Genomic DNA, 23791 nt, shown 5'->3' on the forward strand with positions numbered 1-23791 from the left:
GGCGTTTATCTGCATGCTTGTATGTATGCAATGCTGTACTCACAGTAGAAAGGGTTGAGCTGGCCTGTCAATAGCCGTTTGGAATGCTGATGAAAAATTTTCCGCTTACGCATGTGTTGACAGGCTCAGCGAAATCACACTAGCCTGAATACAACGCTGCATACATAGCGGCACTCATTAGAATTATCGCGCTCTTTTTTGCTTGCTCTTCTGCCTACAAAAACAATCACCGGAGAGACTCAAAATGCCACGCCCCCCTTTCCCCGCCGTCCCGTGTCTCGCTGCAATTCTGCGGCTGCTGCCTAAAACACAGCGGGCCTGAAAGCCCGGTAACGCCTGCTGACATGCCGAGGGCCCTGGCCAGGGGCGACCTCGCGGAGACGACTGTCATGAACACGCCTCATTTAGTGGCTGCCCAGCCACTGACTTCGCTCACCCCGAATTCCGTCAACGGCGGTGATTTCATCCAGCTGCGTGACGTTCGCAAGGCCTATGGCGAGCAACTGGTGGTGATGGACCAGATGAACCTGGACATGCGCGCCGATGACCGGCTGGTGATCATCGGCCCATCCGGCAGCGGTAAAAGTTCGTTGCTGCGGGTGTTGATGGGCCTGGAAGGTATCCAGGGCGGCACCATCCGCTTCCAGGGCAAGCCCTACATCGATGGCTGCCGCAAGCAAGGCAAGCCGCTGGATGAAACCCTGCACAAACAGATCGGCATGGTGTTCCAGCACTACACCTTGTTCCCGCACCTCTCGGTGCTGGGCAACCTGATCCTCGCCCCGGTCAAGGTGCATGGCCTGAGCAAGGCCGAGGCCACCGAAAAAGCCCGCGCCTACCTCGCCCGGCTGGGCCTGGAAAGCAAGCTGCACGCCTACCCCAGCCAGCTTTCCGGTGGCCAGAAACAACGTGTGGCCATCGCCCGCGCACTGATGCTCGAACCGCGGCTGATGCTGTTCGACGAAGTCACCTCGGCACTCGACCCGGAAATGGTCATCGAGGTGCAGAACGTGATGCTGCAGCTGGCCGAACAGAAGATGGCGATGGTCATCGTCACCCACGACATGCACTTCGCCCGCCACATCGCCACCCGCGTGGTGTTCTGTGCCAACGGCAAGGTCGTCGAGCAGGGCCACCCAGACCAGCTCTTTACCGCCCCGCGCGAACCCCGTACCCGCGAGTTTCTGGAAAAAGTCCTGCACCTGGACTGAGGGCGCTCCGATGAACTACCAATTTGACTTCCACTTCCTCAATGGCAGCCTGCCGGCCCTGCTCGACGGCCTCAAGGTCACCCTCGAGCTGGCCCTGGTGTCCAACCTGATCGGGCTGGTGTGCGGTTTCGTGCTGTGCCTGATGGCCCTGAGCCGATGGTTCTTCATCCGCTGGCCGGCGCAGCTGTTCATCGAGTTCTTCCGCTGCACCCCGGCGCTGTTGCAGATCGTCTGGTTCTTCTACTGCGTTCCGATGCTGTTCGACGTGTTCATCGACCCGATCGCCATGGGCTTCCTGGCCCTGGGCTTGAACCTTACGGCATTCAATGCCGAGGCCTACCGCGCGGGCGTTCAAGCGGTACCGCGCGAGCACCTCGATGCCTGCGTGGCACTGGGCCTGAAGCCCTGGCAGCGCACGCTGTACGTGGTGTTGCCGCAATCGCTGCGCAGCGCCTTGCCGGTGCTGATCACCAACGGCATCGGCACCCTGCAGCAAAGCGCGCTAGTGGCGATCGTCGCCGTCGCCGACCTGATGTACGTCGGCAAGAGCCTGGCCACCGAGGCTTATCGCCCGTTGGAAACCTACACCCTGATCGCCCTGGTCTACTTCGCCCTGTCCCTTCCGATCGCCCAGCTGGTGCAGTGGTTCGAGCGACGCCAGGACCTGGCTGCCCAGCGCTGAGGAGACAGCCATGCCACTCGATTTCTCGGTTGTTCTGAACTACTGGCCAGTGCTGTTGAAAGGCCTGGCCCTAACCTTGGCATTCACCGGTATCTGCGCCCTGCTGGGCAGCCTGCTGGGCTTTGTGGTCAGCCTGCTGCGCCAGGTCAAGACGCCGCTGCTGCGCCTGCCGCTGACCCTGTACGTGGAGTTTTTCCGCGGCACGCCACTGCTGATCCAGCTGTTCTGGGTGTTCTTCTGCTTCCCGGTGGTCTTCGGCCTGAACATCCCGCCCTATGCCTCGGTGTTGATCGCCCTGACCTTGTTCATGGGGGCAATCACCAGCGAGACCTTCCGCGGCGCGCTGAAGTCCATCGCCAGCGAACAGCACGACGCCTGCACCGCCCTGGGCCTGACGTCAAAGGTGAAGGTGCTCTATGTGATCTTCCCCCAGGCACTGCTGCGCGCCGTGCCCCCGCTGCTGTCGAACGTGGTCAGCCTGTTCAAGGAGAGTGCGTTGATCTCCTCGGTTGGGGTCGCCGACTTGATGTTCGTCGGCCAGAACATTTCCAACAGCACCGCCCGCCCGGTCGAGTTCCTCTCGGCTGTGGCCGTCATCTACTTCCTCGTGGCCTTCCCGCTGACCCGCCTGGTCGGCGTGGTCGAAGGGCGCCTGCTGCGTCGCTACGCCTACTGACCTGACTGATCTGAAACCAACCCCGGAGACGACATCATGAAACTCAACGGTATCCTGCCTGCCTTGGTCACCCCTTTCGACGCCGCGGGCAAAGTCGATCACGACACCCTGGCCTCGATCCTCGAGCATCAACTGGCCGCAGGGGTCAGCGGTTTCGTGCCACTGGGCTCGACCGGCGAATACTATGCACTGGCCAATGACGAACGCCGTCAGATACTGGCCACCGTCAAAGAGGTGGTAGGTGACCGCGGCACCCTGATCGCGGGGGCCAACGGTTCGTGCACCCGTGAAGTGCTGGAGCAGATCAAGCAGACCGTCGACGCTGGCTACACCAACCTGCTGATTGCCCCGCCGTACTATGCGCTGCCGTCCCAGGAAGAGCTGCTGGCCCACTACAACACCATCCTTCAGACCTTTCCCGAGATCAACGTGGTGCTCTACAACTACCCCATCCGCACCAACGTCGAAGTGGGCCTGGACGTGATCGCGGCGCTGCACCAACACCCGCGTGTGATCGGCATCAAGGAAAGCAGCGGCAACCTGTTGCGTGCCATCGAGATCGGTGAGAAATACAAGGGCATGCAGTTGTCCTGCGGCTCGGACGACCAAGCGCTGGACTTCTACCTGTGGGGCGCCGACAGCTGGATCTGTGGCCCGGCGAACATCTTCCCGGAGAAGGTCGTGGCCTTCCACAAGGCCTTTACGGCTGGCGATATCCGCGGTGCCCAGCAAGTGATGCGCAGTTTGTTCCCAGCCATGGCCAACCTGGAAAGCGGCAAGTTCGTGCAAAAGGTCAAGTACGGGGCGGAGCTGGCAGGCTTCAAGGTTGGCAATGCCCGTGCGCCGCTGCTGCCGCTGACCGATGAAGAAAAGGCCGAGTTCCGCACGGTATACGAAGCTTCGCAGCAATAAGTGCCAGGGGCCGCTTTGCGGCCCATCGCGGGCAAGCCCGCTCTCACAAGGAGCGGCGCAAACCTGTAGGAGCGGGCTTGCCCGCGATCGAGGGCGCAGCCCTCGCAACAACGTAGAGCCTGCACCATGAACAACCCGCACCCTTCAGCGCAACAGGCCATCGTCATCGGTGGCGGTATCGTCGGCGTCTGCTGCGCGCTGTACCTGCAGCGCGACGGCCACCGGGTCACCCTGGTCGACCCCGCCGCCCCTGGCGACAGCACCGCCAAGTGGAGCTGCGGCCAGATGGCGGTCAGCGAAGTCATCCCGCTGTCCAAGCCTGGCATCTTGATGAAAATTCCTGGCTGGCTGCTCGACCAGAAAGGCCCCCTGGCCCTGCGCCCCAGCGCACTGCCTGGCATCCTGCCGTGGTTTCTGCGGTTCCTGGCCTGCGCGCGCACCTCGAAGATCAACCAGATCGCGCAAGACATGGCCCGGCTCACCCAGCATGTCTACGACGACTATGCGCCGTTGCTGAACGCCTGCCCCGACAAGACCCTGCTAGGCGACCGCCCCATCCTTGAGGTATTCGACTCCCCGGCCGGGCTGGCCCACGAACGCCCTCACCTGGACCTGCGCAAGCAGCTTGGGTTCAAATCAGAAGAGCTGGACGGCGCGGCCATCGCTGACCTGGAGCCGGCCCTGGCGGGCAAGTTCCAGCATGGTTTGCTGTTCCCCGACTGGCGCGCCGTCAATGACACCGAAGGGTTTATCGCGGCCCTGACCACAAGTTTCATTGCCCAAGGGGGCGTGCGCGTGCGCCAAGCCGCGGTGAAGATCGACCACACCCACGACCGCGCCACCGGCGTGACCCTTGCCGACGGCACGCGCTTGCCGGCCGAGCAGGTTGTCGTCGCCGCCGGTACCGGTGCCCGCGCGTTTTTCGACACCCTTGGGGTCAACATCCCGCTGGCTGGGATTGCCGGCTACCAGGCGGTATTGCCCCAGCCTGGGGTTGAGATCCGCCATTCGGTGATCTATGCCGACGGTGGTTTCTGCTTTGCCCCCATGACCCGTGGCCTGCAGATTGGCGGCACCCTCGAGTTCGCAGCGCCAGGCGCCGAACCGAACTTCAAGCGCGCCGAGATCATCATGGAAAAGGCACGCCGGGTACTGCCGCAACTGAACACCCAAGGCATGCAGTTTGGCGTCGGCTACCGGCCCTTCCTGCCGGACACCAAACCCGTCATCGACCGCGCACCACGCCTGCACAACGTGGTCATGGCCTTCGGGCATGGCCAACTCGGCCTCACCCTCGGCGCCACCACCGGCCGCCTGGTTGCCGACCTGGTCGCGCAACGCACGCCCGCACAAGACCTGAACGCCTTCAGCGCCCGACGTTTCGCACTCATTGGAGGAGCAGCATGAATCGCTACGACCAGTTTTACATCAATGGCCAATGGGTCAGCCCCATCCTGGGCGCACGCTTCCCCTCTTTCGATCCCAGTGACGAAAGCCTGATCGCGCAGGTGGCGTCTGGCAGTGCAGAAGACATCGACGTGGCCGTCAAAGCAGCTCGCGTTGCCTTCGACGAAGGCCCATGGCCGCGCCTGAGCGGCGCCGAACGTGGCGCCTACCTGCGCAAGATCGCCGAGGGCATCCGTGCCCGCCAGGAACAATTGGCCACCCTTGAAGTGCGCGATAACGGCAAACCCTTTCCGGAAGCGATGTGGGACATTGGCGACACAGCGGGCTGTTTCGATTTCTACGCCAACCTGGCTGAAGAACTGGATGAGAAACGCGAAAAAAACGTCGCGCTGTCCGATGACCGTTTCAGCTGCGTGGCGCGCAAGGAACCCATCGGTGTTGCCGGCGCCATCGTGCCCTGGAATTTCCCGATGCTGATGGCCGCGTGGAAGATCGCCCCGGCGCTGGCGGCGGGCTGCTGCATCGTCCTCAAGCCCGCCGAGCAAACCTCGCTGACCGCGCTGGAGCTCGCGCGCATCGCCGATGAAGCCGGCTTGCCTGCCGGTGTGCTGAACATCGTCACCGGCCCCGGCACCACCGTCGGTGCAGCGCTGACCGCGCACCCCGGCGTAGACAAACTGGCCTTCACCGGCAGCGTGCCGGTCGGCAGCCGCATCATGCAAGCGGCCGCACAGGACATCAAGAACGTCACCCTGGAGCTGGGCGGCAAGTCGCCATTCGTGATCTTTGCCGACAGCGATATCGAAGCTGCGGTCGAGTGGATCATGTTCGGGATTTTCTGGAACAAGGGCGAGGTCTGCTCGGCCACGTCACGGGTGCTGGTAGAGCGTTCGGTGTACGAGCCGTTGCTGGCACGCCTTGCCGAAGAAACGCGCAAGATCAAGATCGGCAACGGCATGGAAGAAGGCGTGCTGCTCGGCCCGCTGGTCAACCGTAACCAGTACGATGGCACCCTGCGCGCCATCGCCCGGGGCCTGGAAGAAGGTGCCCGCCTGGTGGTGGGCGGCGAGCGCCCAGCACACTTGGACAAAGGCTTCTACCTGCAACCCACAGTGTTCGCCGACGTGCCGGAACACAGCTGGATCTGGAACGAAGAAATCTTTGGCCCGGTGGTGTGCATCCGCCCCTTCGACAGCGAACAGGAAGCGATCGACGCGGCCAACAACTCACGCTTCGGCCTGGGCGCCGCGGTCATGTCCAAAGACCTGGCGCGCTGTGAGCGCGTGGCCCGCAAGTTCCGCGCAGGTATTGTCTGGATCAACTGCTCCCAGCCGACCTTTACCGAAGCCCCCTGGGGCGGTTACAAGCAAAGCGGGATTGGCCGCGAGCTGGGTGAATGGGGCCTGAACAACTACCTCGAAACCAAGCAGATCACCCGCTACGACAGCGAACAGCCTTGGGGCTGGTACATCAAGTGAGGTAACGCCATGCGTTGGAAACAGACCCTGCAACTGGCCGAAGTGCACTGCGAGGGCGAAATCGGCAAGGTCATCACCGGTGGCGTTTTGGGCATCCCCGGCGCCAGCATGCTGGACAAGATGAACTACATCAACGAGGTCGACGACAGCCTACGGCGCCTGGTGACGCTGGAACCGCGTGGCTGCCTGCAGATGTCGGTGAACCTGCTGCTGCCGCCGACCCACCCTGATGCACACGCCGGGTTCATCGTGCTGCAGGCCGACAAGGCCCACCCGATGTCCGGCAGCAACTGCATCTGCGTGGTCACCGCCCTGCTCGAACTGGGCATGGTGCCGATGCAGACGCCAGAAACCACCGTGGTGCTCGACACCCCGGCCGGCCTGGTCACCGCCCGTGCCCAGTGCGCGGACGGGCGCTGCCTGAGCGTGTCGCTGGACATGGTGCCGGCGTTCGTCGAGCACCTGGACCTGGCCGTCGAGACAGAAGCGTTCGGCACGATCAAGCTCGATGTGGCGTTTGGGGGTGTGTACTACGCGCTGGTAGACGTCGAGCAGACCGGGTTGTCCATCAACCCGGAGAATGCCCGGGCGTTGGCCGACGCCGGTGTGGCGTTGAAAGACGTGATCAATCGACAGCTGAACATCCAGCACCCGTTGCTGCCGTCGGTCAACGAGGTGGCGTATGTGATGTTCCGCAATCGCCTTGATGAGCGCACCTACCAAACCTGCACGACCCTGCCGCCTGGCCGGGTCGACCGCTCGCCGTGCGGCACCGGCAGCTCGGCCAACCTGGCCACCTTGGCGGCACGCGGCCTGGTGCAGACGGGTGACGAGTTGGTGTCGCGCTCGACCATCGGCGGGCAGTTCCAGGTCACCCTGCTCGGGCATACCGAGGTCGCCGGCCGGCCTGCGGTGCTGCCGCGGGTAACCGGGCGCGCCTGGCTTTATGGGCTGCAGCAACTGGGGGTGGACCCGGATGACCCGCTGGCGGCCGGGCTCATGCTCAGCGATACCTGGGGCGCGGGGACTGCCTGAGCCGCAGCGGCCTCTCGCCGGCACGGCTGCGAAGGGGCCTGCAGCGCACTGCAGATGAAAACAACAAAGACCGGCCTGTATGATACGACCGAGCCCAACCGAGACCTGATGATGGCCAAAGACACCGAAACCGAAGGCGCGCCACGTCGCCACAGCGGTCGCTACATATACGAGGAACTGCGCAAGCAGATCCTCACCCTCAAGCTCAAACCGGGCGTGCAACTGGACGAAGTCTCACTGGCCGCGCAGTTCGGGCTCTCTCGCTCACCGGTGCGTGATGCATTGGCACGGCTCATCACCGAGGGGCTGGTGGTCATCCTGCCGAACCGCACCACCTTGGTCACCCCCTTCGAGATCGAGGAGTTCCCCAATTACATCTCGGCCCTGGACCTGATCCAGCGCGCCGTCACCCGCCTGGCTGCAACCCAGCATCGCGCAGAAGACCTGGACGCCATCCGCAACGCCGACGCGGCGTATCTGGAGGCCGTGACCAGTGGCGACTTCCAGGCCATGTCCGAGCTGAACAAGGCCTTCCACATGGCCATCGCGCAGGCCGGGCGCAACCCCTACTTCATCAACTACTACGAACGCCTGTTGAGTGAAGGCCAGCGCCTGCTGCACCTGCACTTCGACCACGTGGTCAGTTCGGCCACCGCCCACCGCCTTGGCCGTGACCACGATGAAATGATCGAGGCCATTGCCGCGCGCGATGCCGATGCCGCAGAAGCTGCGGCGCATGAACATACGATGCTGTTCCAGCGCCGGTTCCTGGATTACCTGCAGCAGAACCTGACAGCGCGCATGTCCATCGCCTGACCCCCTTATCAGCACCCGCTGACACCGCCAGGGCTGAGACCGCTCAGCCCTGTTGACACACTCACACCCTTTATCAGCCTGCATGCAAACCTGCATACATTAAATCAGGAGTCGAAAATGCAAAGATTCGTGAACAACGTGGCGATCGTGACCGGTGGCGCTGGCGGCATCGGCTCTGCCATTGCTGGCCGGCTGGCCAGCGAAGGCGCAACGGTGGTGGTCAGTGACGTCAACCTCGAAGCAGCAAAGGCAGTGGCGCAGGCCATTGAGCAGGCCGGCGGCAAGGCGCACGCCATCGCGGCGGACATCGCGTCGGGCGAGGCCTGCCGGGGCTTGGTGCAAGAGGTCGCAGCAACGTTCGGGCGCATCGATGTGCTGGTGAACAACGCCGGCATCAACCGTCGCGGCAACCTGCTGGCCTTGAGCGAAGAGGATTGGCACAGCAGCTTTGCGATCAACCTGGATGCCATGTTCCACCTGTGCCGGGCCGTGCTGCCTGGCATGATCGAAGCGGGGGGTGGCGCGATCGTCAACACGGCCTCGCAGTGGGGCCTCTACCCGGCACCTGGGCATATTGCCTACAACGTCACCAAGGCGGCGGTGGCGTCGTTTACACAAAACCTGGCGCGCGACTATGCGCCGCATAAAATCCGGGTCAATGCGGTATGCCCCGGCGAGATCCACACGCCCATGCTTGAAGCCGGCGTGCTGCGGTCGGGGCGCACCATCGCCGACCTGGACCGCATGGTCCCGTTCGGGCGCATCGGCAAACCGGAAGAGGTCGCCGCCCTGGTGGCCTTCCTGGCTTCGGACGAGGCGGCGTTCATGTGCGGCTCGCTGGTCGAGATCACGGGCGCGCAAGCGGTGGCCTGACTGCAGCATGCACCCCCAGGTTAGGAGCAGCCTTGTGCTGCGAAGTGGCCGGTAGCAGCAGTAAAGATCACTGTGCTACTACCGGCCTCTTCGCAGCACAAGGCTGCTCCTACCTCTATCAGCGGAACTGATACTCCAACCCGGCGCCCGCATACCACGAACGCCCCGGCGCAGCTTCGTAGTAGCGTGCGTTGCCGTCACCCACGATCACCGACCCCACATACTGCCGATCAAACAGGTTGTCCAGGCGGATCAACTGGTGGAACGTCCACGGCCCGGCATGCTGTTCGAAGCGCGTCCGCCAGTTGAAGACGGTATAGGCCGGCGCCGGTTTTGCGGTATTGCTGTCCTCCACATACACCTTGCTGCGGTACTGCCCTTCAACCCCCATGCTGACAAACGTCGCTGGCTTCCACACGAGCTCGCCGAACAGGTTGTCAAGCGGCACGCCCGGCAGGCGGTTGCCATCCTCGATGGTCTGCGTGCCTTGGGCGAAGTCTTCGGCGTAGCGGGCATCGGTGCGGGTGTACACCACGGTCGTCTGCCACTGATCGCTGAGGTCGCTGTGCAGGCTCGCCTCAAACCCGCGGCGCAAGGTCTTCCCGGCGTTTCGGTAACTGGTACGGCCGTCGGTGGCGCTGGCCACCACGATTTCGTCATCCGTATGGATTTCGTAAACCGCGGCGTTGAGCCGGGTACGTTCGCCGAGCCGGTATTTGACGCCCACTTCATACTGGGTGCTGGAGGCAGGCTTGAGCCCGAAGTTGAAGCGTTCAACCAGGCCAGGGGCGTAGGCCATTTCGGCCTGGGTCGGGGTCTCGAAACCCTTGCCGACACTCACGTAACCACGTACATCCGGCGTAAACGCATACATCACCGACAGCGATGGCGTGTTCTGCTGGTACGTGTTCTTGCCACTGGAATCGCCATTGGCCAGGTAGTGGTCATCGACGCGCATTTGCATCGAGCTGTGGCGCAGGCCAAGGTCAGTGGTCCAGTTGCCGAGTTCCCAATGCGCCTGGATGTAGGGGTCCAGGCTGGTGGCGGTGTCTTGCTCGTCACGCCGCAGCTCACCTTTGACGCCCAGCGTGTCGCCGCTGAAGTTCTGGAAGCCGCGGCGGTCGTCCTTGCTCTGGTCATAGTCGGCGCCAACCGTGACCGTGAGGTTGCCGGGGGCGGCTACAACCGGCTGTATCCAGCGCAAGGTGCCGCCGTGAAACGCACGGTCGAAGTCCACTACCCCACCGCCACGCTGGCTGTTGGAGGCCACTGTCTTCGGAATGGACAGGTACTGCACGACGCTACGCTGCCCCGCGTAGAGGTTGAACTGCAACGTGGCATCGCCGAAATAGCGCTCGTAGTTCATGCCCAACTGCTGATGGTCGATGCTCTTGCGGGTGTTGTAGATATCCGCCACCGCCGCGGTGGAACGAGGGTCATGTTTATAGGCGTCCCAGGTTTGCCCCAGCGGGTCTTGCGTGTTGTTCTGTTCGAGGCTGCTGTAGATCAGCGCCAGGCGCGAGTCAGCGTCGGGCCTTACGTGCACCTTGGCGAAGGTCTGGTCGCGGCGGGCGGCGCTGTGGTCACGGTAACCGTCGGTGTCCATGCGCGATGCATCGAGCAAGAAGCCGGCGGTTTCGTTGCCGCCCTCGGCCGACAGGTGATTCTTGTTGAAACCGTCGCTGCCAAAAGTGGTTTCGGCCCCTACCCTTGCAGGCCCCTGCCCGTCCCGGCTGAACATCTGGATAACGCCGCCGGCGTTGCTCCCGTACAGGGTCGCTGCGGGGCCGCGCAACACTTCGATGCGATCGGCCACATCCAGGTTGAGCGAGGCGGCCTGCCCCTGGCCGTCTGGCGTGCTGGCAGGGATACCATCGCTCAGCAGCTTGAGGCCGCGAATACCAAAGGCCGAACGTGCGCCGTAACCCCGCGATGACACTTGCAGGTCTTGCGCATAGTTCTGCCGGTTTTGCACCACCAGGCCCGGTACCTTGGTCAGCACTTCTGAAAGATTGACGCCCAACTGGCCGTCGGTCCCGTGGGAAAGGTCCACGGTATCGATCGAAAAAGGCAGGTCGAAACTGCCGGTTGGCGCGTAGGCGCCAGTGACCACCACCGGGTCGGTGATCACGACATCGACTGCCTCGGTGCTGGCATGGCTCAACGGGCTGATGCTGCCGGTCAGCAACAGGGTCAAGCCTGTGCGCAAGGGGGCAGGTCGATGCAAACGCAATGGGTACATGTGAAGCTTCCTGAAGCTTGGGCCTGACCGATTTCGCGTCATGCCCAAGGCGTCACTGCTGTGTCCAGGCACAGAGCGCGCGAATGAATGCGGAGAGGTGATGGCACAGATGGTACCAATCCTTCACCTCGGCCACACACTCTTTTGCCTCACAGGCAGTTGCGAATTTACTTACGGTGAAATACTGTACGCACATACAGCAAAAACAAGGAAATGCCTGTGGCCAGCACCTCCTCAGCAACACCGAGCAGCTATGAACAACTGGGCGTACGTATCCAGAAGATCATCAACAGCCCCACTGCCCAACGCAGCCGTGCAGCGCTGATCTTCCGCCTGGAGCAAGAGTCCCCGGATGACTGGGAGACCCTGCTCGAAGAAATCGCCGAGAACGACAACGTCACCCTCGCCCATCGCGACGATGGCGGCGTGCAGATTTTCTGGACCGTGCCCAAGGAAGACTGACTGCGCATGAGAGTTTCGCTTTTCGCTGCAGCCTGCCTGCTGTTGTCCACCCCGTTCGCCCATGCCGATGCCCCACGCACGTTCCAGGAGGCCAAAAAGGTCGCCTGGAAGCTGTACGCGCCACAATCGACGGAGTTTTATTGCGGCTGCAAGTACAAAGGCAACAAGGTCGACCTGGCCTCTTGCGGCTATACACCGCGCAAGAATGCCCAACGGGCTTCGCGCATCGAATGGGAGCACATCGTGCCGGCCTGGCAGATCGGCCACCAGCGCCAGTGTTGGCAGGACGGTGGGCGCAAGCAGTGCTCGCAGCACGATGAGGTGTACAAGCGCGCCGAGGCCGACCTGCACAATCTGGTGCCCAGTATCGGTGAGGTCAATGGCGACCGCAGCAACTTCAGTTTCGGTTGGCTGCCTCAGCAGCATGGCCAGTACGGCAGTTGCCTGACCCAAGTCGACTTCAAGGCCAAGAAGGTCATGCCACGCCCTTCGATCCGCGGCATGATCGCACGCACGTACTTCTACATGAGCAAGCAGTACAACCTGCGCTTGTCGAAGCAGGACCGGCAGCTGTTCGAAGCGTGGAGCAAAACGTACCCCCCGCAGGTATGGGAGCTGCAGCGCAACCAGCAAGTGGCCTGCGTGATGGGCCACGGCAATGCGTTTGTCGGGCCAGTGAACCTCAAGGCCTGCGGCTGAAGCTCAAGCCAGTGTCTGCAGGTAGGCGCTGGCCTCCCGGTAACGGGCCAGCCGCGCCAGGTCGGCGGGGCCAGGAACTGGGATGCGCGAGAGGTCGCTGTTATCGGCCAGGTCGGCCAGTTTGACGGTGCGCGCCAACGGGTCACCACCAAGGCGCTGGACGAAGTCTTGGTAAGACTCGCCATCACGCCGGCTCAGCGCCAGCAGCGCGGCAAGAATTTTCAGTGCAAAGCCTTCACGCGCCAAGTCGGACAGGGTCATCGGCGTGTCTTCAATTACATCATGAAGCACCGCGACGATCCGCTGCTCGGGCGTGGAAACCCGCATCATCACACGTAGCGGGTGCAGGATATAGGCCGCCCCACCCTTGTCGTATTGCCCTTCATGCGCCCTGGCAGCCACGGCAATGGCCCGCTCCAGTGTAGACATGAGGCCCTCCCCGTTCAGCTCTCCCAGTGCAAGCATAGCCCGCACGGGCATATACGCCCAGCCTTTGTAGGCGCAGCCTTGTGCTGCGAAGAGGCCGGTGCAGACGCCCTGTATTCAGGTGGCTGCACCGGCCTCTTCACAGCACAAGGCTGCGCCTACACGGTGTGGGTTGTGGGGTTAGCGCTGGGCACCATGCTGGATGACCACCGAATCGGTGCCCAGCTTGGCCATCACCTCGGCCTTGCGCGCCTCGGCCTCTTCCTTGGTCGGGAATGGCCCCATCAACACCACCGGCTTGCCGTTGCGGTATTCGACCGAAGACGGGATACCCTTCTCGATCAGGCGCGCCGTCATGTCGCTCAAGGCGCCCATGTTCGCCCCCTGCACCACTTCGACATCCCAGCCTTCCGGGGCCGGCTCACCGGCCAGCGCCTCGGCGCGGCGCTGCAAGTCGGCACCACCGCACAGCTCGCGGATACGCAGGTTGTTGCCGCTGTCGTCGACGATGATCTCGTATTGGCCATCACGCTTGATCGCCACGTAGCTGCGGTAGGCTTCGTATTGCCCGGCGTCGTCCTTGCCGCGAACCTGACCGCAGATGGTGCCATGGGTGTCGATCCGCACGTTGCCGAACTTGGCAGTCTTGGGGTTGTGCAGGTGCTCGGCCACCTGTTTGTGCACGCCTTCGACTTCGTTCTCACAGCCCGCCAGGGCGAGCACTGCCATTACCACAGCCAGTTTGCGCACGCGTGTACCTCCAGATTCGAAGAGGCGGATTCTAGCATGCCGCCCCCGGGCAAGGACCGCGACCATACGTTACACCCTGCTACCGCGATGCGCCGACCACCGCCCCCTGCGCAGCCACGGCCCGCGCACTGATCGCCATTTCTTATCCCCCTGATAAAAAACTTGAGGCAGCCGAGACCGGGCGTTTCAGACAACAATCCACGCAGTCGTACGACGACGTATGTCCAATAATAAAAAGGTGACCCCATGCCCCGCTTACACCTAAAGGTGGATGTTGCTGTCCGCGCTCTCGCACCAAGCGCTTTCGGCGCTCCCTGGGCAGCTCTGCTCCAGGAGGCGCCATGAAAACACTGATCGATAGTTACTTTCTGGTTCTGAAAACGCTGGTGATCGCCTGCCTTGTGGCCATCACCTGCCTAATTTTCACCAATGTCGTGCTGCGCTATGGCTTCAACTCGGGCCTGTTCTTCAGCGAAGAGATCTCCCGCCTGGCATTCGTCTGGCTGGTGTTTGCCGGCGCCCAACTGATGCTTCACGAAAACGGCCACATCGGTGTCGACATCGTCACCCGCCGGGTTTCGCCAGGTGTGGCCAGGTGCCTGCTGGCACTGACGCAACTACTCATGCTCTACGTGACCTGGCTGTTCCTTGACGGCAGCTGGAAGCAGACCGTGATCAACCTGCATGTCGGCGCCCCCTCCACCGGCATTTCCATGGCCTTGTTCCATGGGGCAGGCCTGGTCTTTTGCATCCTCAGCGGGTTGCTGATCTTCACCCAACTGGTCAGAAACCTGATGGGCACCCTTCCCGCGCACACCCCGGCCGAGCCCTCGGCAGCCGAACACGGAGCAGTCGAATAATGGCCCTGTCAGTCTTCGTCGGCGTGCTGATGGCCGCCATCTTGATCGGCGCCCCCATCGCCTACGCCCTGATCCTCTGCGGCGTGGCCCTGATGTGGCTGCTGGGCCTGTTCGATGGCCAGATCATCGCGCAGAACATCATCAATTCGGCAGGCAGCTTCCCCCTGCTGGCCATTCCGTTGTTCATCATCGCTGGCGAGGTCATGAACAGCGGTGGCCTGTCCAAGCGCATCATCAAGCTGGCCATCACCCTGGTCGGCCACCTGCGCGGCGGGCTCGGCTACGTCACCATCTTCGCCGGCGTGCTGCTGTCCAGCCTGTCGGGTTCGGCACTGGCCGACGCCGCCTCGTTAACCGCCCTGCTGCTGCCGATGATGGTCCTCGCCGGCTACAACCGCGACCGCTCCGGCGGCCTGATCGCCTCGGTATCGGTGCTTGGCTCAATCATCCCGCCCAGTATCGGGTTCGTCGTGCTGGGCGTCGCGTCCGGCCTGTCGATCACCAAGCTGTTCCTGGCCGGCATCGCCCCCGGGCTGATGATCGCCGCCGCCCTGGTCGTGGCCTGGTGGCTGATGTCGCGGCGCAACACTGACGTCGAATTGAGCCCGAAGGCCAGCGGCAAAGAGCGCCTCAAGGCTTTGGTCGACAGCTTCTGGGCATTGATGCTGCCGGTGATCATCGTGGTCGGCCTGCGCTTTGGCGTGGTCACCCCCACCGAGGCCGGTGCAGTGGCCAGCGTCTATGCACTGCTGGTGTCGTCGTGCATCTACCGCGAACTGAGCCTCAAGTCGCTCAATGACCTGCTGCTGCGCGCCGGCAAGACTACCGCCGCCGTGATGTTCCTGGTCGCCGCCGCCTCGATACCGGCCTGGATGATCACCATCGCCGATATCCCCGGGCAGATCATCGACCTGATCCAGCCGGTGATGGACAACCCGCGCCTGCTGATCGTGGTGCTGATGCTGTTGATCCTGGTGATCTCGATGGTCATGGACCTGACCCCGACCGTGCTGCTGCTCGCCCCCATCCTGGTACCGGTGGTGACCGCGGCGAACATCGACCCGATCTACTTCGGCGTGCTGTTCATGATCAATTGCTCGATCGGCCTGATCACCCCGCCCGTGGGCACGGTGCTCAACGTGGTCTGTGGCATCGGCAGGATGCGCTACGAAGCGCTGCTCAAGGGCACGTTCCCGTTCCTGATCGCCGAAGTCATCGTGCTGTTCCTGCTGGTCATCTTCCCCGAACTGGTCACCGTCCCTGCCCAGTGGTTTGGCCACTGATCCCCACAACAATAAAAGGTACACAGCATGAAGAAACTCGCCGTCATCGCCGCCCTGTTGCTTTCCAGCAGCCTGAGCATGGCCGCCGACTACAACGCGCGCGTGATCAAATTCGCCGCCACCAGCCCCAAGGGCACGCCACCGGCCATCGGCATGGAGCTGTTCGCCAAGAAAGTGCAAGAACGCAGCGATGGCAAGATCAAGGTGCGCACCTTCCCCAATGGCGTGCTGGGTGGCGACGTGCAGGTGCTGTCGTCGCTGCAAGGTGGCGTAGTGGAAATGATGACCTGGAACGCCGGGCTGATGATCAACCACGTCACCGACTTCGGCATCCTCGATTTCCCGTTCCTGTACACCGACACCGCCAAGGTGGATGCCATGCTCGATGGCGAAGTGGGCAAGATGCTCACCGACCAGCTGCCTGAGAAAAACCTGGTAGGCCTAGCGTTCTGGGAGCTCGGCGTGCGCAACCTGACCAACAACGTGCGCCCGGTGCAAAACCTGGAAGACATCGCGGGCCTGAAGATTCGTGCCCAGCAATCGCCGTTGTTCCTCGACGTGTGGGCGGCGTTGGGCGCCAACCCCACCCCGCTGCCCTTCACCGAGGTGCACACGGCGCTGGAAACCGGCACCGTGGATGGCCAGGAAAACCCGGCGGCGCTGATCCTCGCCTCGCGCTTCAACGAGGTGCAGAAGTACCTGAGCCTGACCCGGCACAACTACAACCCGCAGATCGTGCTAATCAGCAAAACCTTCTGGGACACCCTCAACCGCGACGAGCAGCAACTGCTCACCGAGGTCGCCCAGGAAGTGCGCCTGGAGCAGCGCCGGATCTCCCGCGAGGCCGACATCAAGGCCATCGCCGACCTGCGCAGCGATGGCATGCAGGTTAACGACCTGCCGGCCGAAGAGCTCGCACGCATCCAGGCCAAGATCCGCCCTGTGGTCGACAAGTACGCCGCCCAGATCAACCCCGAATTGGTCAGCAAGGTCTACCAGGCCATGGGCTACCAGGCGCAGTGACGCTACCCGCGCCGCCCCCGCGGCGCCCTCTATTGCCAATAAGGAACAGCATGAAAATCTCCGTCGCCCAGATTCACCCGGTGGCCGGCAACCCGGCGCGCACCCTTGAAAAAGTCGCCGAACTGGCACGCCAGACCGCCGCCGAAGGTTCACGCCTGATCGCCTTCGCAGAATGCCTGATCACCGGTGGCGCCTTCGACAGCCGCGAAGACCTCGAGCGCGGCGCCATCACCCTCGACGCCCTGGCGCCATTGCTGCAGGTATCGGCACAGAGCGGCATCCTGATCGTGGTCGGGTTCTACGAGCGGCATGAGGCCTCGGTCTACAACACCGCCGCGCTGATCGGCCCGCAGGGCATCATCGGCCTGCACCGCAAGCGCCATCTGCCATTCATGATCGGCGACCGCTTCACCGACCGCCCCAGCGAGTGGACACCGCCGGTATTCGACACCGAGATCGGCCGTATCGGCTTGGCCATCTGCTATGAAATCCGCTTCCCCGAGGTAGTGCGCACGCTGGCGCTCGAAGGCGCCGACATTGTCGTGCTGCCCGCCGCCTGGCCCGAGCAGGCGCGCATGCTGCCGGACATTTTCAGCACCGTCCGCGCGGCAGAGAACATGGTCTATTTCGTCGCCCCCAACCGCAACGACATGGATGAAGGCATGCAGTTCATCGGCACCAGCCACATCATCGAACCCTCCGGCAAGACCTTGGTACGCGCAGGGCTCGAAGACGGTGTGTACAGCGTCGAGATCGACCTGGCCAAGGCCCGCAACAAATCGCTGATCCGCGACCCTGGCGTGTTCGAAGTGCACCCGTTCCGCGACCGGCTGCCCGAAACCTACCGCATCTGATACCCGCCAAAGGCAGACCTCAAGCATGAACCCAAACACCCCACACACATCGCTGAAGGCCCGCATGGCACGCGGTACCACCTTTGGCATGAACATCTACAGCACAGCCTGCATGGCCATCGAAGTGGCCGGCAACTGGGGGCTGGACTTTGTCTTCATCGACGCCGAGCACACTGCGCTGGGTGTCGACAGCCACATGGAAAAACTCTTGCTGGCCGCCAACAGCGCCGCCATCCCCGGCCTGGTGCGGGTGCGTGGCACGCTGGAGTGGGACATTCGCAAGGCGCTGGAAATGGGCGCGGCGGGCGTGATCGTGCCGCAGGTGCACACAGCGGCGCAGATGCGCGAGATCATCCGCTACAGCAAGTTCCCCCCGCTGGGGCGCCGCGGCGGTGACAGCTCGGTGCGCTCGGCAGGCTACGCCGGGCCTGGCTTCGACTGGGCCACGTATACCCAGGCAGAGAACACCCGCAGCGTGATCGTGCCGATGGCCGAGAGCTACGAGTTCTTTGACAACATCGATGAAATACTCGATGTGGAGGGGATCGACGCCGTGCATTTCGGCCCTGCCGACTACTCCCTGTCGCGACAATTGCCGGTCGACTATCGCCTGGGCAACCCGGAAGTGCTGCAACGTTTGCAGTTGCTGATCGAGAAATGCCACGCCCGCTCGATCCAGGTGATGGTGCCGTGCTTTCCCGCAGACCAGGCCACGGCGCAACGCTTGATCGAAATGGGCAGCGACATGCTGTTGATGGGCAGTGACCTGTCCTGGCTGAACCAGGCCGGGCAACAGATAGCGGCCGTGAAACACGCATTGGCTTAAATGCCGGCCGGCCAGGGTGCATGTGCCCGGCCGGCCCTATTGCTGCCTTATAAAAGCGACTAACTAATCAACCAAGAAATTCTGTTTGACCAAGGTCGCGCGAATAATCGACACCAAGGTGTCGAGTTGCATATCCGGGCGTTCGGTCAAATAGGACAGGCAGAACTTGGCTGGCGGAATCGGCGGATCGCACGGCAAAGTCTTCAGCATATCCACGGCCAACATGTCGCGAATCAATGGCACCGGCAAAATACCAATGGCATGCCCCGCCGAGACCATCTTGGCAATAAAGGCCAGCGAATTGCTTGAATGAAAGGCATGGCTGACCGATCCACTTTCTTTCAGCCAGCGGTCCACCACTGAATACAGTGTCGAGGGCGCACTGTGGGTTACGATCGAATATTGCCGGGCATGTTCCGCCAAAAAAGGCCCCTGGGCCACGTCCAGGTGCCGCGCGGCCACCCACTGGAAGGTCATCCAGCCGAGAAACACATCGGTCACATCCTCACGCGTGGCCGGGTTGGTCAGCAGCGCGATGTCGAGTTCGTGATCGTTCAGCTTGCGGTTGAGCACGGCGCCGACGTCGATGGAAATCTCCAGGGTGATCTCCGGGAAGTGCGCCTTTATATCGCTGATTACCGCGGTCAGCCCGACCATGGCCGAGCACTCGTCCGCGCCCAGGCGCAAGCGCCGGTGCTTTTTTTGCTGCGCGGCAAATTGCTCGAGTTGCGTGCTGTTGTTAAGCACCAGTTCGGCATGGCGCAAGGCGGTATGGCCGTCTGCGGTGAGGCTCATGCGCTGCTTGCTGCGGTCGAACAACTTGACGCTGAGCAGCGATTCCATTTCCTTGATCCGCGCCGACACCGCAGGTTGGGTCAGGTGAAGATGGCGGGAGGCCGCGTGAACACCCCCAAGGCGGGCGGTCCAGTAGAACGCCTCGATCTGCATCAGCGTAATACGCATGATAAAAACTGCTCCGGTAACTGCTTACGGATTTTTATTATCGACCGTTCGGCGTGCTTGTTAGGATGACCGAAACCCTTCGAAAAAGCATCCGGCATAACAAGAACTTCCTATGTATATTATCGAAGCACTGCCCGCCCCGATCAGCGCCACCGAACTTGAAGTACTGATCAACGCCGAACCGGCAACGATCGGCCACTTCATTACCCACGGTATTGCCAACCCCCACATCAAGGCCCACTTTCAGAATGTGCGGGCCGTCGGTACTGCGGTCACCGTGAGGATGCCCGGTAACGATGGCGGGATTTTGCACTACGCCATGGGCTGCGTGCGCCCAGGCGACTTCCTGGTGGTAGACCGCTGCGGCGAGCGCATAACCGCCGCACTGGGCGGCGCCATGGCGTACGCCGCCAAGCAGGCTGGCGTGGCCGGGATCATCGTCGATGGCTATGTCACCGACCTGGGCGAAATCCGCGAGCATGGCGTGCCTATGTGGTCCCGCGGCGCCAGCGCGATCACCACCCGCGTGATCGGCCAGGAGGGCGAGTTCTGCACGGCCATCCAATGTGGCGGGGTGATTGTCCACCCCGGCGATGCGGTGGTGGCCGACGAAAACGGCATGGTGTTTCTGCGCCCGGGCCAGGTCATCGAACTGGCTCAGCGTGCCATCGACTTCCAGCGCAACGAAAAGCACACACTGGCGCGGTTGGCCAAGGGTGAGAAGTTCCCTGATATCGTCGGCTCGCGGTCGACCATCGAGGCTGCGTCCCGCCCACGCTGACTTAACATCGCCTGAAGTAGCTCCCGAACAAGAACAAGAGGACTACCGTGAACTTCAGCTCCCTGCTCATCCCCTTGGCGCTCGGCGCGCTGCTCAGTCATTCGCCCGCGTTTGCGGACACGCCTGCGCCGCAACAAGCGCCGCCCGTGATCCGCTTCAACGTGGTCGGCGGTGGCAGCCACAACTACACGTTCCGCGCGGTTGAACAGCCGTTCTGGAACCAGACATTGCCAGCGCAATCGCAAGGCAAGGTCACCGCGCAGTTGCTGGGATTGTCGGAGAGCGGCCTGAAAGGGCCGGAGATCATTCGCCTGATGCGTTTTGGCGCAGTCGATATCGGCATGGGCGTGTTCGCCTTCGTGGCCGGCGACGATGCCACCTTCGAGGGCGTGGATCTGCCCGGCCTGGCCGATACCATCGACACCGCCCACACCATCGCCGACGCCTACAAGCCGGTGCTGGAACAACGCATGGCCGAGCGCCATGGCATCAAGCTGCTGGCCACCGTGCCGTATACCGCGCAGGTGTTCTTCTGCCGCGACGCCGTGCACGCGCTGGCCGACCTGCAGGGCCGTAAAATCCGCACACGCGGGCGCAACATGGCCGAACTGGTCAAGGCTATCGGTGCCGCGCCGGTCACCCTGCCCTTTGCCGAAGTGGTGACCGCCATGCAAACCGGCGTCATCGACTGCGCCATCACCGGTATTGGCTCTGGCAATGCCGCCAAGTGGTACGACGTTGCAGGCTACCTCTACAACCTGCCCGTCGATTGGTCGATCGGCTTTTATGGCATCGGCCTGAAGCGCTGGCAGCAACTGCCGCCCGAGGTGCAGCAATTGCTGCAGGCGCAATCGCAGGTGCTGGAAGACGCCTTGTGGCGCGAGACCGCCAATGAAAACCGCTATGCCGAAGCCTGCAATGTCGGCAGCCCTGATTGCCAGATTCACCACCCCGCGCACATGACCGCCTCGGCCCCGACCGCCAGCGAAAAACAGGCGCTGCGCCAGGCTGCGCTGCACATCGCCAATGACTGGGGCAAACGCTGCGGCGGCCCTTGCGTGGCGCGCTGGAATGCCACCGTGGGCGATGCCATCGGCATGCGCCTCGCCCCATGAGCTACCTTGCCCCGGAGACTACCGACATGCACACCGCCCGCTCAGGCATGGGTGTCATCAACACCATTGCCAAAGCCAGCACCTGGGTCGGCGGCTTCGCCCTGCTCGCCTGTGCGTTGCTGATCAGCATCGACTTGATCTTGCGCAAGGCCCTGGGTGTTTCCCTGGGCGGCGCCGATGAAATGGCCGGGTACGTGCTGGCGATCACCAGTGCCTGGGCGTTTCCAGTCACGTTGCTGAAACGCGCGCACATACGCGTGGACATCCTCTACACGCGCCTAGGCCTACGGCCCAGGGTGGCACTCGACCTGTTCGCCCTCACCTGCATGGCGCTGCTGGTCAGCACCTTGGCCTACCACGCAGGGAACGTGCTATGGGACTCCATCGAATACCGTTCGGTATCGAACACGCCCTTGCAGGTACCACAATGGATACCCCAGTCGCTGTGGTTCGCCGGCTACCTGTTCTTTGCCCTGACCCTGGCGAGCCTGGCGATCATCTGCCTGGGCCACTTGCTGAAGGGCCGCTGGCACGCTATCAGCACACTGATCGGCATCAACTCGGTGGAAGAGGACATCCAGGCAGAACGTTACCCAGACAGCACCACGGGCAAGGAGCGCACGCCATGCTGAGCCTTACCCTGTTCATGCTGCTGGCGCTATTGGCGTTGAGCGTTGCCGCCGCCGTCAGTGTCGGCCTGCTGGGGATGTCGCTGTCGCAGCTGTTCTCGACGCTGCCGTTGAGTAGCGCCATGGGCGAGATCGCCTGGAATACCAGCAGCGAATTCCTGCTGGTGGCGATCCCTTTGTACATCCTGATGGGTGAGCTGCTGGTGTGTTCAGGCGTCGCCGGACGCATGTACCAGGCCGTCGAGAAGTGTCTGTCGTGGTTGCCGGGTGGCCTGATGAATTCGAACATCGGCGCCAGCGCACTGTTCGCCACCACCAGCGGCTCCAGCGTGGCAACCGCCGCTACCATTTCGACCCTGGCCATCCCTGAACAGGAACGCAAAGGCTACAACGCGCCGCTGTTTCTCGGTTCGATTGCCGCCGGCGGCACGCTGGGCATCCTGATTCCGCCCTCGATCAACATGATCCTGTTTGCCTTGATCGCCAATGTGTCAGTGCCCAAGCTGTACCTGGCCGCGACGCTTCCCAGCATCATCCTGAGCATGCTGTTCATCGCACTGATCGTGGTGGCGTGCCTGATTCGGCCACAGTTGGGCGGCCGCAAGGAGACTACCCGCTGGGCCGAGCGCCTGGCCTGCCTGCCTGACCTGCTGCCGCCGCTGGCCATCTTCGCCCTGGTGATTGGTTCGATCTACAGCGGTTTCGCCACGGCCAGCGAATCAGCCGCGCTGGGGGTGCTGAGTGCCTTTGGCCTGGGCCTGTGGCGCCGGGCATTCACCTGGCAAAGCCTGGGCCAGGCGTTCGAGGCTACCCTGCGCACCACCGGCATGATTATTTTCATCACCCTGTCGGCGTTCTTTCTCAACTTTGTGCTGGCGTCCATCGGACTGACCACCACACTGGTCAATTTTGTCACCGACCTGAACCTGTCGCCGATGGCCACACTGCTGGCGATCATCCTCTTCTACATCGTACTGGGCTGTTTCATGGACACATTGGCCATGCTGATCACCACCGCGCCACTGATCGTGCCGATTGTCGTCGCCTTGGGCTTCGATCCGCTATGGTTTGGAGTGGTGTTGATCGTGTTGTGCGAGATGGGCCAGATTACGCCGCCGTTCGGCATGAACCTGTTTGTGGTGCAGAGCATTCGTGGGCGGGGCAACTTCATGGACGTGGTGTACGGCGCGCTGCCGTTTTGCCTGGCGTTACTGGTGCTGATCGCGCTGTTGATCGCTTTCCCGCAACTGGCGCTGTGGTTGCCGGCGGCTTTCTAGCAGGCAATAAAAAAGGGCGATCTGTGTAGATCGCCCTTTTTCGATTTGGTAGGCACAATTGGACTCGAACCAACGACCCCCACCATGTCAAGGTGGTGCTCTAACCAACTGAGCTATGTGCCTGTCGTGTGGTGCGCATATTAGACATCGAATGCGTACCTGTAAAGCGTTTTTTTCAGAAAAATCAAAAACTTTCAGCTTTGCTGCGCTACCGGGTTTTGTAGGAGCAGCCTTGTGCTGCGAAAGGGCCCGAGTGGTCACCGCAGATCAATGTCAGCGGGATTGGCCTCTTCGCAGCACAAGGCTGCTCCTACAGTAAAACGCGTGCGCATTAAAAAAGGGTGACCCTTGCGGATCACCCCTTTTCGATTTGGTAGGCACAATTGGACTCGAACCAACGACCCCCACCATGTCAAGGTGGTGCTCTAACCAACTGAGCTATGTGCCTGTCGTGTGGTGCGCATTCTACGCAATCCAAAAACCCTGTCAACACTTTTTTTCGTGCTAACTC

The 23791-nt window shown here is 62.4% G+C and carries 24 protein-coding genes and 2 tRNA genes; 20 read left to right on the forward strand and 6 right to left on the reverse strand.

What is annotated here, in order from left to right; all coding sequences use genetic code 11:
- Positions 1-389: 389 nt before the first annotated feature.
- From ACMCNM_RS19335 to ACMCNM_RS19375, 9 genes are all read left to right on the forward strand, one after another.
- Positions 390-1211, forward strand: a complete 822-nt coding sequence (locus ACMCNM_RS19335) for an amino acid ABC transporter ATP-binding protein (protein WP_099454653.1) — start codon at positions 390-392, stop codon at positions 1209-1211.
- A 10-nt stretch (positions 1212-1221) separates the two neighbouring features.
- Positions 1222-1893 (forward strand): amino acid ABC transporter permease, encoded by a 672-nt coding sequence (locus ACMCNM_RS19340; protein ID WP_099454654.1) that lies wholly within the window; start codon positions 1222-1224, stop codon positions 1891-1893.
- A 10-nt stretch (positions 1894-1903) separates the two neighbouring features.
- Positions 1904-2569: an amino acid ABC transporter permease gene (locus tag ACMCNM_RS19345; protein ID WP_099454655.1), complete on the forward strand. Its 666-nt coding sequence runs from the start codon at positions 1904-1906 to the stop codon at positions 2567-2569.
- A 36-nt stretch (positions 2570-2605) separates the two neighbouring features.
- Complete coding sequence (locus ACMCNM_RS19350) at positions 2606-3481, forward strand: dihydrodipicolinate synthase family protein (protein ID WP_186680028.1); 876 nt, start codon at positions 2606-2608, stop codon at positions 3479-3481.
- A 126-nt stretch (positions 3482-3607) separates the two neighbouring features.
- Positions 3608-4888: an NAD(P)/FAD-dependent oxidoreductase gene (locus ACMCNM_RS19355; RefSeq protein WP_339551282.1), complete on the forward strand. Its 1281-nt coding sequence runs from the start codon at positions 3608-3610 to the stop codon at positions 4886-4888.
- Positions 4885-6366 carry an aldehyde dehydrogenase family protein gene (locus tag ACMCNM_RS19360; protein ID WP_412765196.1) on the forward strand — a complete coding sequence of 494 codons (1482 nt, stop codon included), beginning with the start codon at positions 4885-4887 and terminating at the stop codon, positions 6364-6366. The genes ACMCNM_RS19355 and ACMCNM_RS19360 overlap by 4 nt, the downstream gene beginning before the upstream one ends.
- Before the next feature lie 9 nt (positions 6367-6375).
- Positions 6376-7401 carry a proline racemase family protein gene (locus ACMCNM_RS19365; RefSeq protein WP_412765197.1) on the forward strand — a complete coding sequence of 342 codons (1026 nt, stop codon included), beginning with the start codon at positions 6376-6378 and terminating at the stop codon, positions 7399-7401.
- Between the two features lie 54 nt (positions 7402-7455).
- Positions 7456-8217, forward strand: a complete 762-nt coding sequence (locus ACMCNM_RS19370; RefSeq protein ID WP_238348894.1) for a GntR family transcriptional regulator — start codon at positions 7456-7458, stop codon at positions 8215-8217.
- A 117-nt stretch (positions 8218-8334) separates the two neighbouring features.
- Positions 8335-9090, forward strand: a complete 756-nt coding sequence (locus ACMCNM_RS19375) for an SDR family NAD(P)-dependent oxidoreductase (protein ID WP_186680041.1) — start codon at positions 8335-8337, stop codon at positions 9088-9090.
- A gap of 118 nt (positions 9091-9208) precedes the next feature.
- Here the strand turns inward: ACMCNM_RS19375 and ACMCNM_RS19380 are convergent, their stop codons facing one another.
- Entirely contained in the window at positions 9209-11332 is a 2124-nt protein-coding gene (locus tag ACMCNM_RS19380) for a TonB-dependent receptor family protein (protein ID WP_412765198.1), read from the reverse strand.
- 219 nt (positions 11333-11551) lie between these two features.
- Between ACMCNM_RS19380 and ACMCNM_RS19385 the strand changes: the two genes are divergently transcribed.
- Entirely contained in the window at positions 11552-11794 is a 243-nt protein-coding gene (locus tag ACMCNM_RS19385; RefSeq protein WP_027596110.1) for a DUF1654 domain-containing protein, read from the forward strand.
- 6 nt (positions 11795-11800) lie between these two features.
- A complete protein-coding gene (locus ACMCNM_RS19390; RefSeq protein WP_099454663.1) occupies positions 11801-12493 on the forward strand; it encodes an endonuclease in 693 nt (230 codons plus the stop codon).
- A 3-nt stretch (positions 12494-12496) separates the two neighbouring features.
- Here the strand turns inward: ACMCNM_RS19390 and ACMCNM_RS19395 are convergent, their stop codons facing one another.
- Both ACMCNM_RS19395 and ACMCNM_RS19400 read right to left on the reverse strand, forming a co-directional pair.
- Positions 12497-12922 carry a GTP pyrophosphokinase gene (locus tag ACMCNM_RS19395; RefSeq protein WP_027596108.1) on the reverse strand — a complete coding sequence of 142 codons (426 nt, stop codon included), beginning with the start codon at positions 12920-12922 and terminating at the stop codon, positions 12497-12499.
- Positions 12923-13099: 177 nt separating this feature from the next.
- On the reverse strand, positions 13100-13669 hold the full coding sequence (locus ACMCNM_RS19400; protein WP_027596107.1) for an SPOR domain-containing protein: 570 nt from the start codon (positions 13667-13669) through the stop codon (positions 13100-13102).
- A gap of 341 nt (positions 13670-14010) precedes the next feature.
- Between ACMCNM_RS19400 and ACMCNM_RS19405 the strand changes: the two genes are divergently transcribed.
- From ACMCNM_RS19405 to ACMCNM_RS19425, 5 genes are read left to right on the forward strand one after another with little or no spacing between them, the layout of a single operon-like run.
- Entirely contained in the window at positions 14011-14529 is a 519-nt protein-coding gene (locus ACMCNM_RS19405; protein ID WP_027596106.1) for a TRAP transporter small permease, read from the forward strand.
- The gene (locus ACMCNM_RS19410) at positions 14529-15812 is read left to right on the forward strand and encodes a TRAP transporter large permease subunit (RefSeq protein WP_027596105.1); all 1284 of its coding nucleotides are present in this window, start codon (positions 14529-14531) and stop codon (positions 15810-15812) included. The genes ACMCNM_RS19405 and ACMCNM_RS19410 overlap by 1 nt, the downstream gene beginning before the upstream one ends.
- A gap of 27 nt (positions 15813-15839) precedes the next feature.
- Positions 15840-16835 carry a TRAP transporter substrate-binding protein gene (locus ACMCNM_RS19415; RefSeq protein WP_085273087.1) on the forward strand — a complete coding sequence of 332 codons (996 nt, stop codon included), beginning with the start codon at positions 15840-15842 and terminating at the stop codon, positions 16833-16835.
- A gap of 50 nt (positions 16836-16885) precedes the next feature.
- The gene (locus ACMCNM_RS19420) at positions 16886-17689 is read left to right on the forward strand and encodes a carbon-nitrogen hydrolase family protein (RefSeq protein WP_085273086.1); all 804 of its coding nucleotides are present in this window, start codon (positions 16886-16888) and stop codon (positions 17687-17689) included.
- 25 nt (positions 17690-17714) lie between these two features.
- Positions 17715-18515, forward strand: a complete 801-nt coding sequence (locus ACMCNM_RS19425) for an HpcH/HpaI aldolase family protein (protein WP_027596102.1) — start codon at positions 17715-17717, stop codon at positions 18513-18515.
- A 63-nt stretch (positions 18516-18578) separates the two neighbouring features.
- Here the strand turns inward: ACMCNM_RS19425 and ACMCNM_RS19430 are convergent, their stop codons facing one another.
- Positions 18579-19478: a LysR family transcriptional regulator gene (locus tag ACMCNM_RS19430; protein ID WP_027596101.1), complete on the reverse strand. Its 900-nt coding sequence runs from the start codon at positions 19476-19478 to the stop codon at positions 18579-18581.
- Positions 19479-19590: 112 nt separating this feature from the next.
- Between ACMCNM_RS19430 and ACMCNM_RS19435 the strand changes: the two genes are divergently transcribed.
- The 4 genes from ACMCNM_RS19435 to ACMCNM_RS19450 are packed head-to-tail and all read left to right on the forward strand — an operon-like array spanning position 19591 to position 23280.
- Complete coding sequence (locus ACMCNM_RS19435) at positions 19591-20259, forward strand: RraA family protein (protein WP_412765199.1); 669 nt, start codon at positions 19591-19593, stop codon at positions 20257-20259.
- Between the two features lie 47 nt (positions 20260-20306).
- Positions 20307-21374, forward strand: a complete 1068-nt coding sequence (locus ACMCNM_RS19440; RefSeq protein WP_186703305.1) for a TRAP transporter substrate-binding protein DctP — start codon at positions 20307-20309, stop codon at positions 21372-21374.
- On the forward strand, positions 21371-22006 hold the full coding sequence (locus ACMCNM_RS19445; protein ID WP_412765200.1) for a TRAP transporter small permease subunit: 636 nt from the start codon (positions 21371-21373) through the stop codon (positions 22004-22006). Before ACMCNM_RS19440 ends, ACMCNM_RS19445 begins: the two co-directional genes overlap by 4 nt.
- The gene (locus ACMCNM_RS19450; RefSeq protein ID WP_412765201.1) at positions 22000-23280 is read left to right on the forward strand and encodes a TRAP transporter large permease; all 1281 of its coding nucleotides are present in this window, start codon (positions 22000-22002) and stop codon (positions 23278-23280) included. Before ACMCNM_RS19445 ends, ACMCNM_RS19450 begins: the two co-directional genes overlap by 7 nt.
- 46 nt (positions 23281-23326) lie before the next feature.
- Here the strand turns inward: ACMCNM_RS19450 and ACMCNM_RS19455 are convergent.
- A tRNA-Val gene (locus ACMCNM_RS19455) sits at positions 23327-23403 on the reverse strand.
- Between the two features lie 248 nt (positions 23404-23651).
- Positions 23652-23728 (reverse strand) — tRNA-Val (locus ACMCNM_RS19460).
- Between the last annotated feature and the right edge of the window lie 63 nt (positions 23729-23791).

Source organism: Pseudomonas sp. NGC7 (assembly GCF_047159675.1).
GTDB classification, from domain to species: domain Bacteria; phylum Pseudomonadota; class Gammaproteobacteria; order Pseudomonadales; family Pseudomonadaceae; genus Aquipseudomonas; species Aquipseudomonas kermanshahensis.

Excerpts from the sequence above, each read along its gene's own strand:
- ACMCNM_RS19450 (WP_412765201.1), top strand. The coding sequence starts at position 22,000 with ATGCTGAGCCTTACCCTGTTCATGCTGCTGGCGCTATTGGCGTTGAGC.
- ACMCNM_RS19355 (WP_339551282.1), top strand. The coding sequence starts at position 3,608 with ATGAACAACCCGCACCCTTCAGCGCAACAGGCCATCGTCATCGGTGGC.
- ACMCNM_RS19415 (WP_085273087.1), top strand. The coding sequence starts at position 15,840 with ATGAAGAAACTCGCCGTCATCGCCGCCCTGTTGCTTTCCAGCAGCCTG.
- ACMCNM_RS19430 (WP_027596101.1), bottom strand. The coding sequence starts at position 19,478 with ATGCGTATTACGCTGATGCAGATCGAGGCGTTCTACTGGACCGCCCGC.
- ACMCNM_RS19370 (WP_238348894.1), top strand. The coding sequence starts at position 7,456 with ATGAAAACAACAAAGACCGGCCTGTATGATACGACCGAGCCCAACCGA.
- ACMCNM_RS19340 (WP_099454654.1), top strand. The coding sequence starts at position 1,222 with ATGAACTACCAATTTGACTTCCACTTCCTCAATGGCAGCCTGCCGGCC.
- ACMCNM_RS19425 (WP_027596102.1), top strand. The coding sequence starts at position 17,715 with ATGAACCCAAACACCCCACACACATCGCTGAAGGCCCGCATGGCACGC.
- ACMCNM_RS19405 (WP_027596106.1), top strand. The coding sequence starts at position 14,011 with ATGAAAACACTGATCGATAGTTACTTTCTGGTTCTGAAAACGCTGGTG.
- ACMCNM_RS19420 (WP_085273086.1), top strand. The coding sequence starts at position 16,886 with ATGAAAATCTCCGTCGCCCAGATTCACCCGGTGGCCGGCAACCCGGCG.
- ACMCNM_RS19375 (WP_186680041.1), top strand. The coding sequence starts at position 8,335 with ATGCAAAGATTCGTGAACAACGTGGCGATCGTGACCGGTGGCGCTGGC.
- ACMCNM_RS19390 (WP_099454663.1), top strand. The coding sequence starts at position 11,801 with ATGAGAGTTTCGCTTTTCGCTGCAGCCTGCCTGCTGTTGTCCACCCCG.
- ACMCNM_RS19345 (WP_099454655.1), top strand. The coding sequence starts at position 1,904 with ATGCCACTCGATTTCTCGGTTGTTCTGAACTACTGGCCAGTGCTGTTG.
- ACMCNM_RS19435 (WP_412765199.1), top strand. The coding sequence starts at position 19,591 with ATGTATATTATCGAAGCACTGCCCGCCCCGATCAGCGCCACCGAACTT.
- ACMCNM_RS19445 (WP_412765200.1), top strand. The coding sequence starts at position 21,371 with ATGAGCTACCTTGCCCCGGAGACTACCGACATGCACACCGCCCGCTCA.
- ACMCNM_RS19410 (WP_027596105.1), top strand. The coding sequence starts at position 14,529 with ATGGCCCTGTCAGTCTTCGTCGGCGTGCTGATGGCCGCCATCTTGATC.
- ACMCNM_RS19350 (WP_186680028.1), top strand. The coding sequence starts at position 2,606 with ATGAAACTCAACGGTATCCTGCCTGCCTTGGTCACCCCTTTCGACGCC.
- ACMCNM_RS19365 (WP_412765197.1), top strand. The coding sequence starts at position 6,376 with ATGCGTTGGAAACAGACCCTGCAACTGGCCGAAGTGCACTGCGAGGGC.
- ACMCNM_RS19335 (WP_099454653.1), top strand. The coding sequence starts at position 390 with ATGAACACGCCTCATTTAGTGGCTGCCCAGCCACTGACTTCGCTCACC.
- ACMCNM_RS19395 (WP_027596108.1), bottom strand. The coding sequence starts at position 12,922 with ATGTCTACACTGGAGCGGGCCATTGCCGTGGCTGCCAGGGCGCATGAA.
- ACMCNM_RS19380 (WP_412765198.1), bottom strand. The coding sequence starts at position 11,332 with ATGTACCCATTGCGTTTGCATCGACCTGCCCCCTTGCGCACAGGCTTG.
- ACMCNM_RS19360 (WP_412765196.1), top strand. The coding sequence starts at position 4,885 with ATGAATCGCTACGACCAGTTTTACATCAATGGCCAATGGGTCAGCCCC.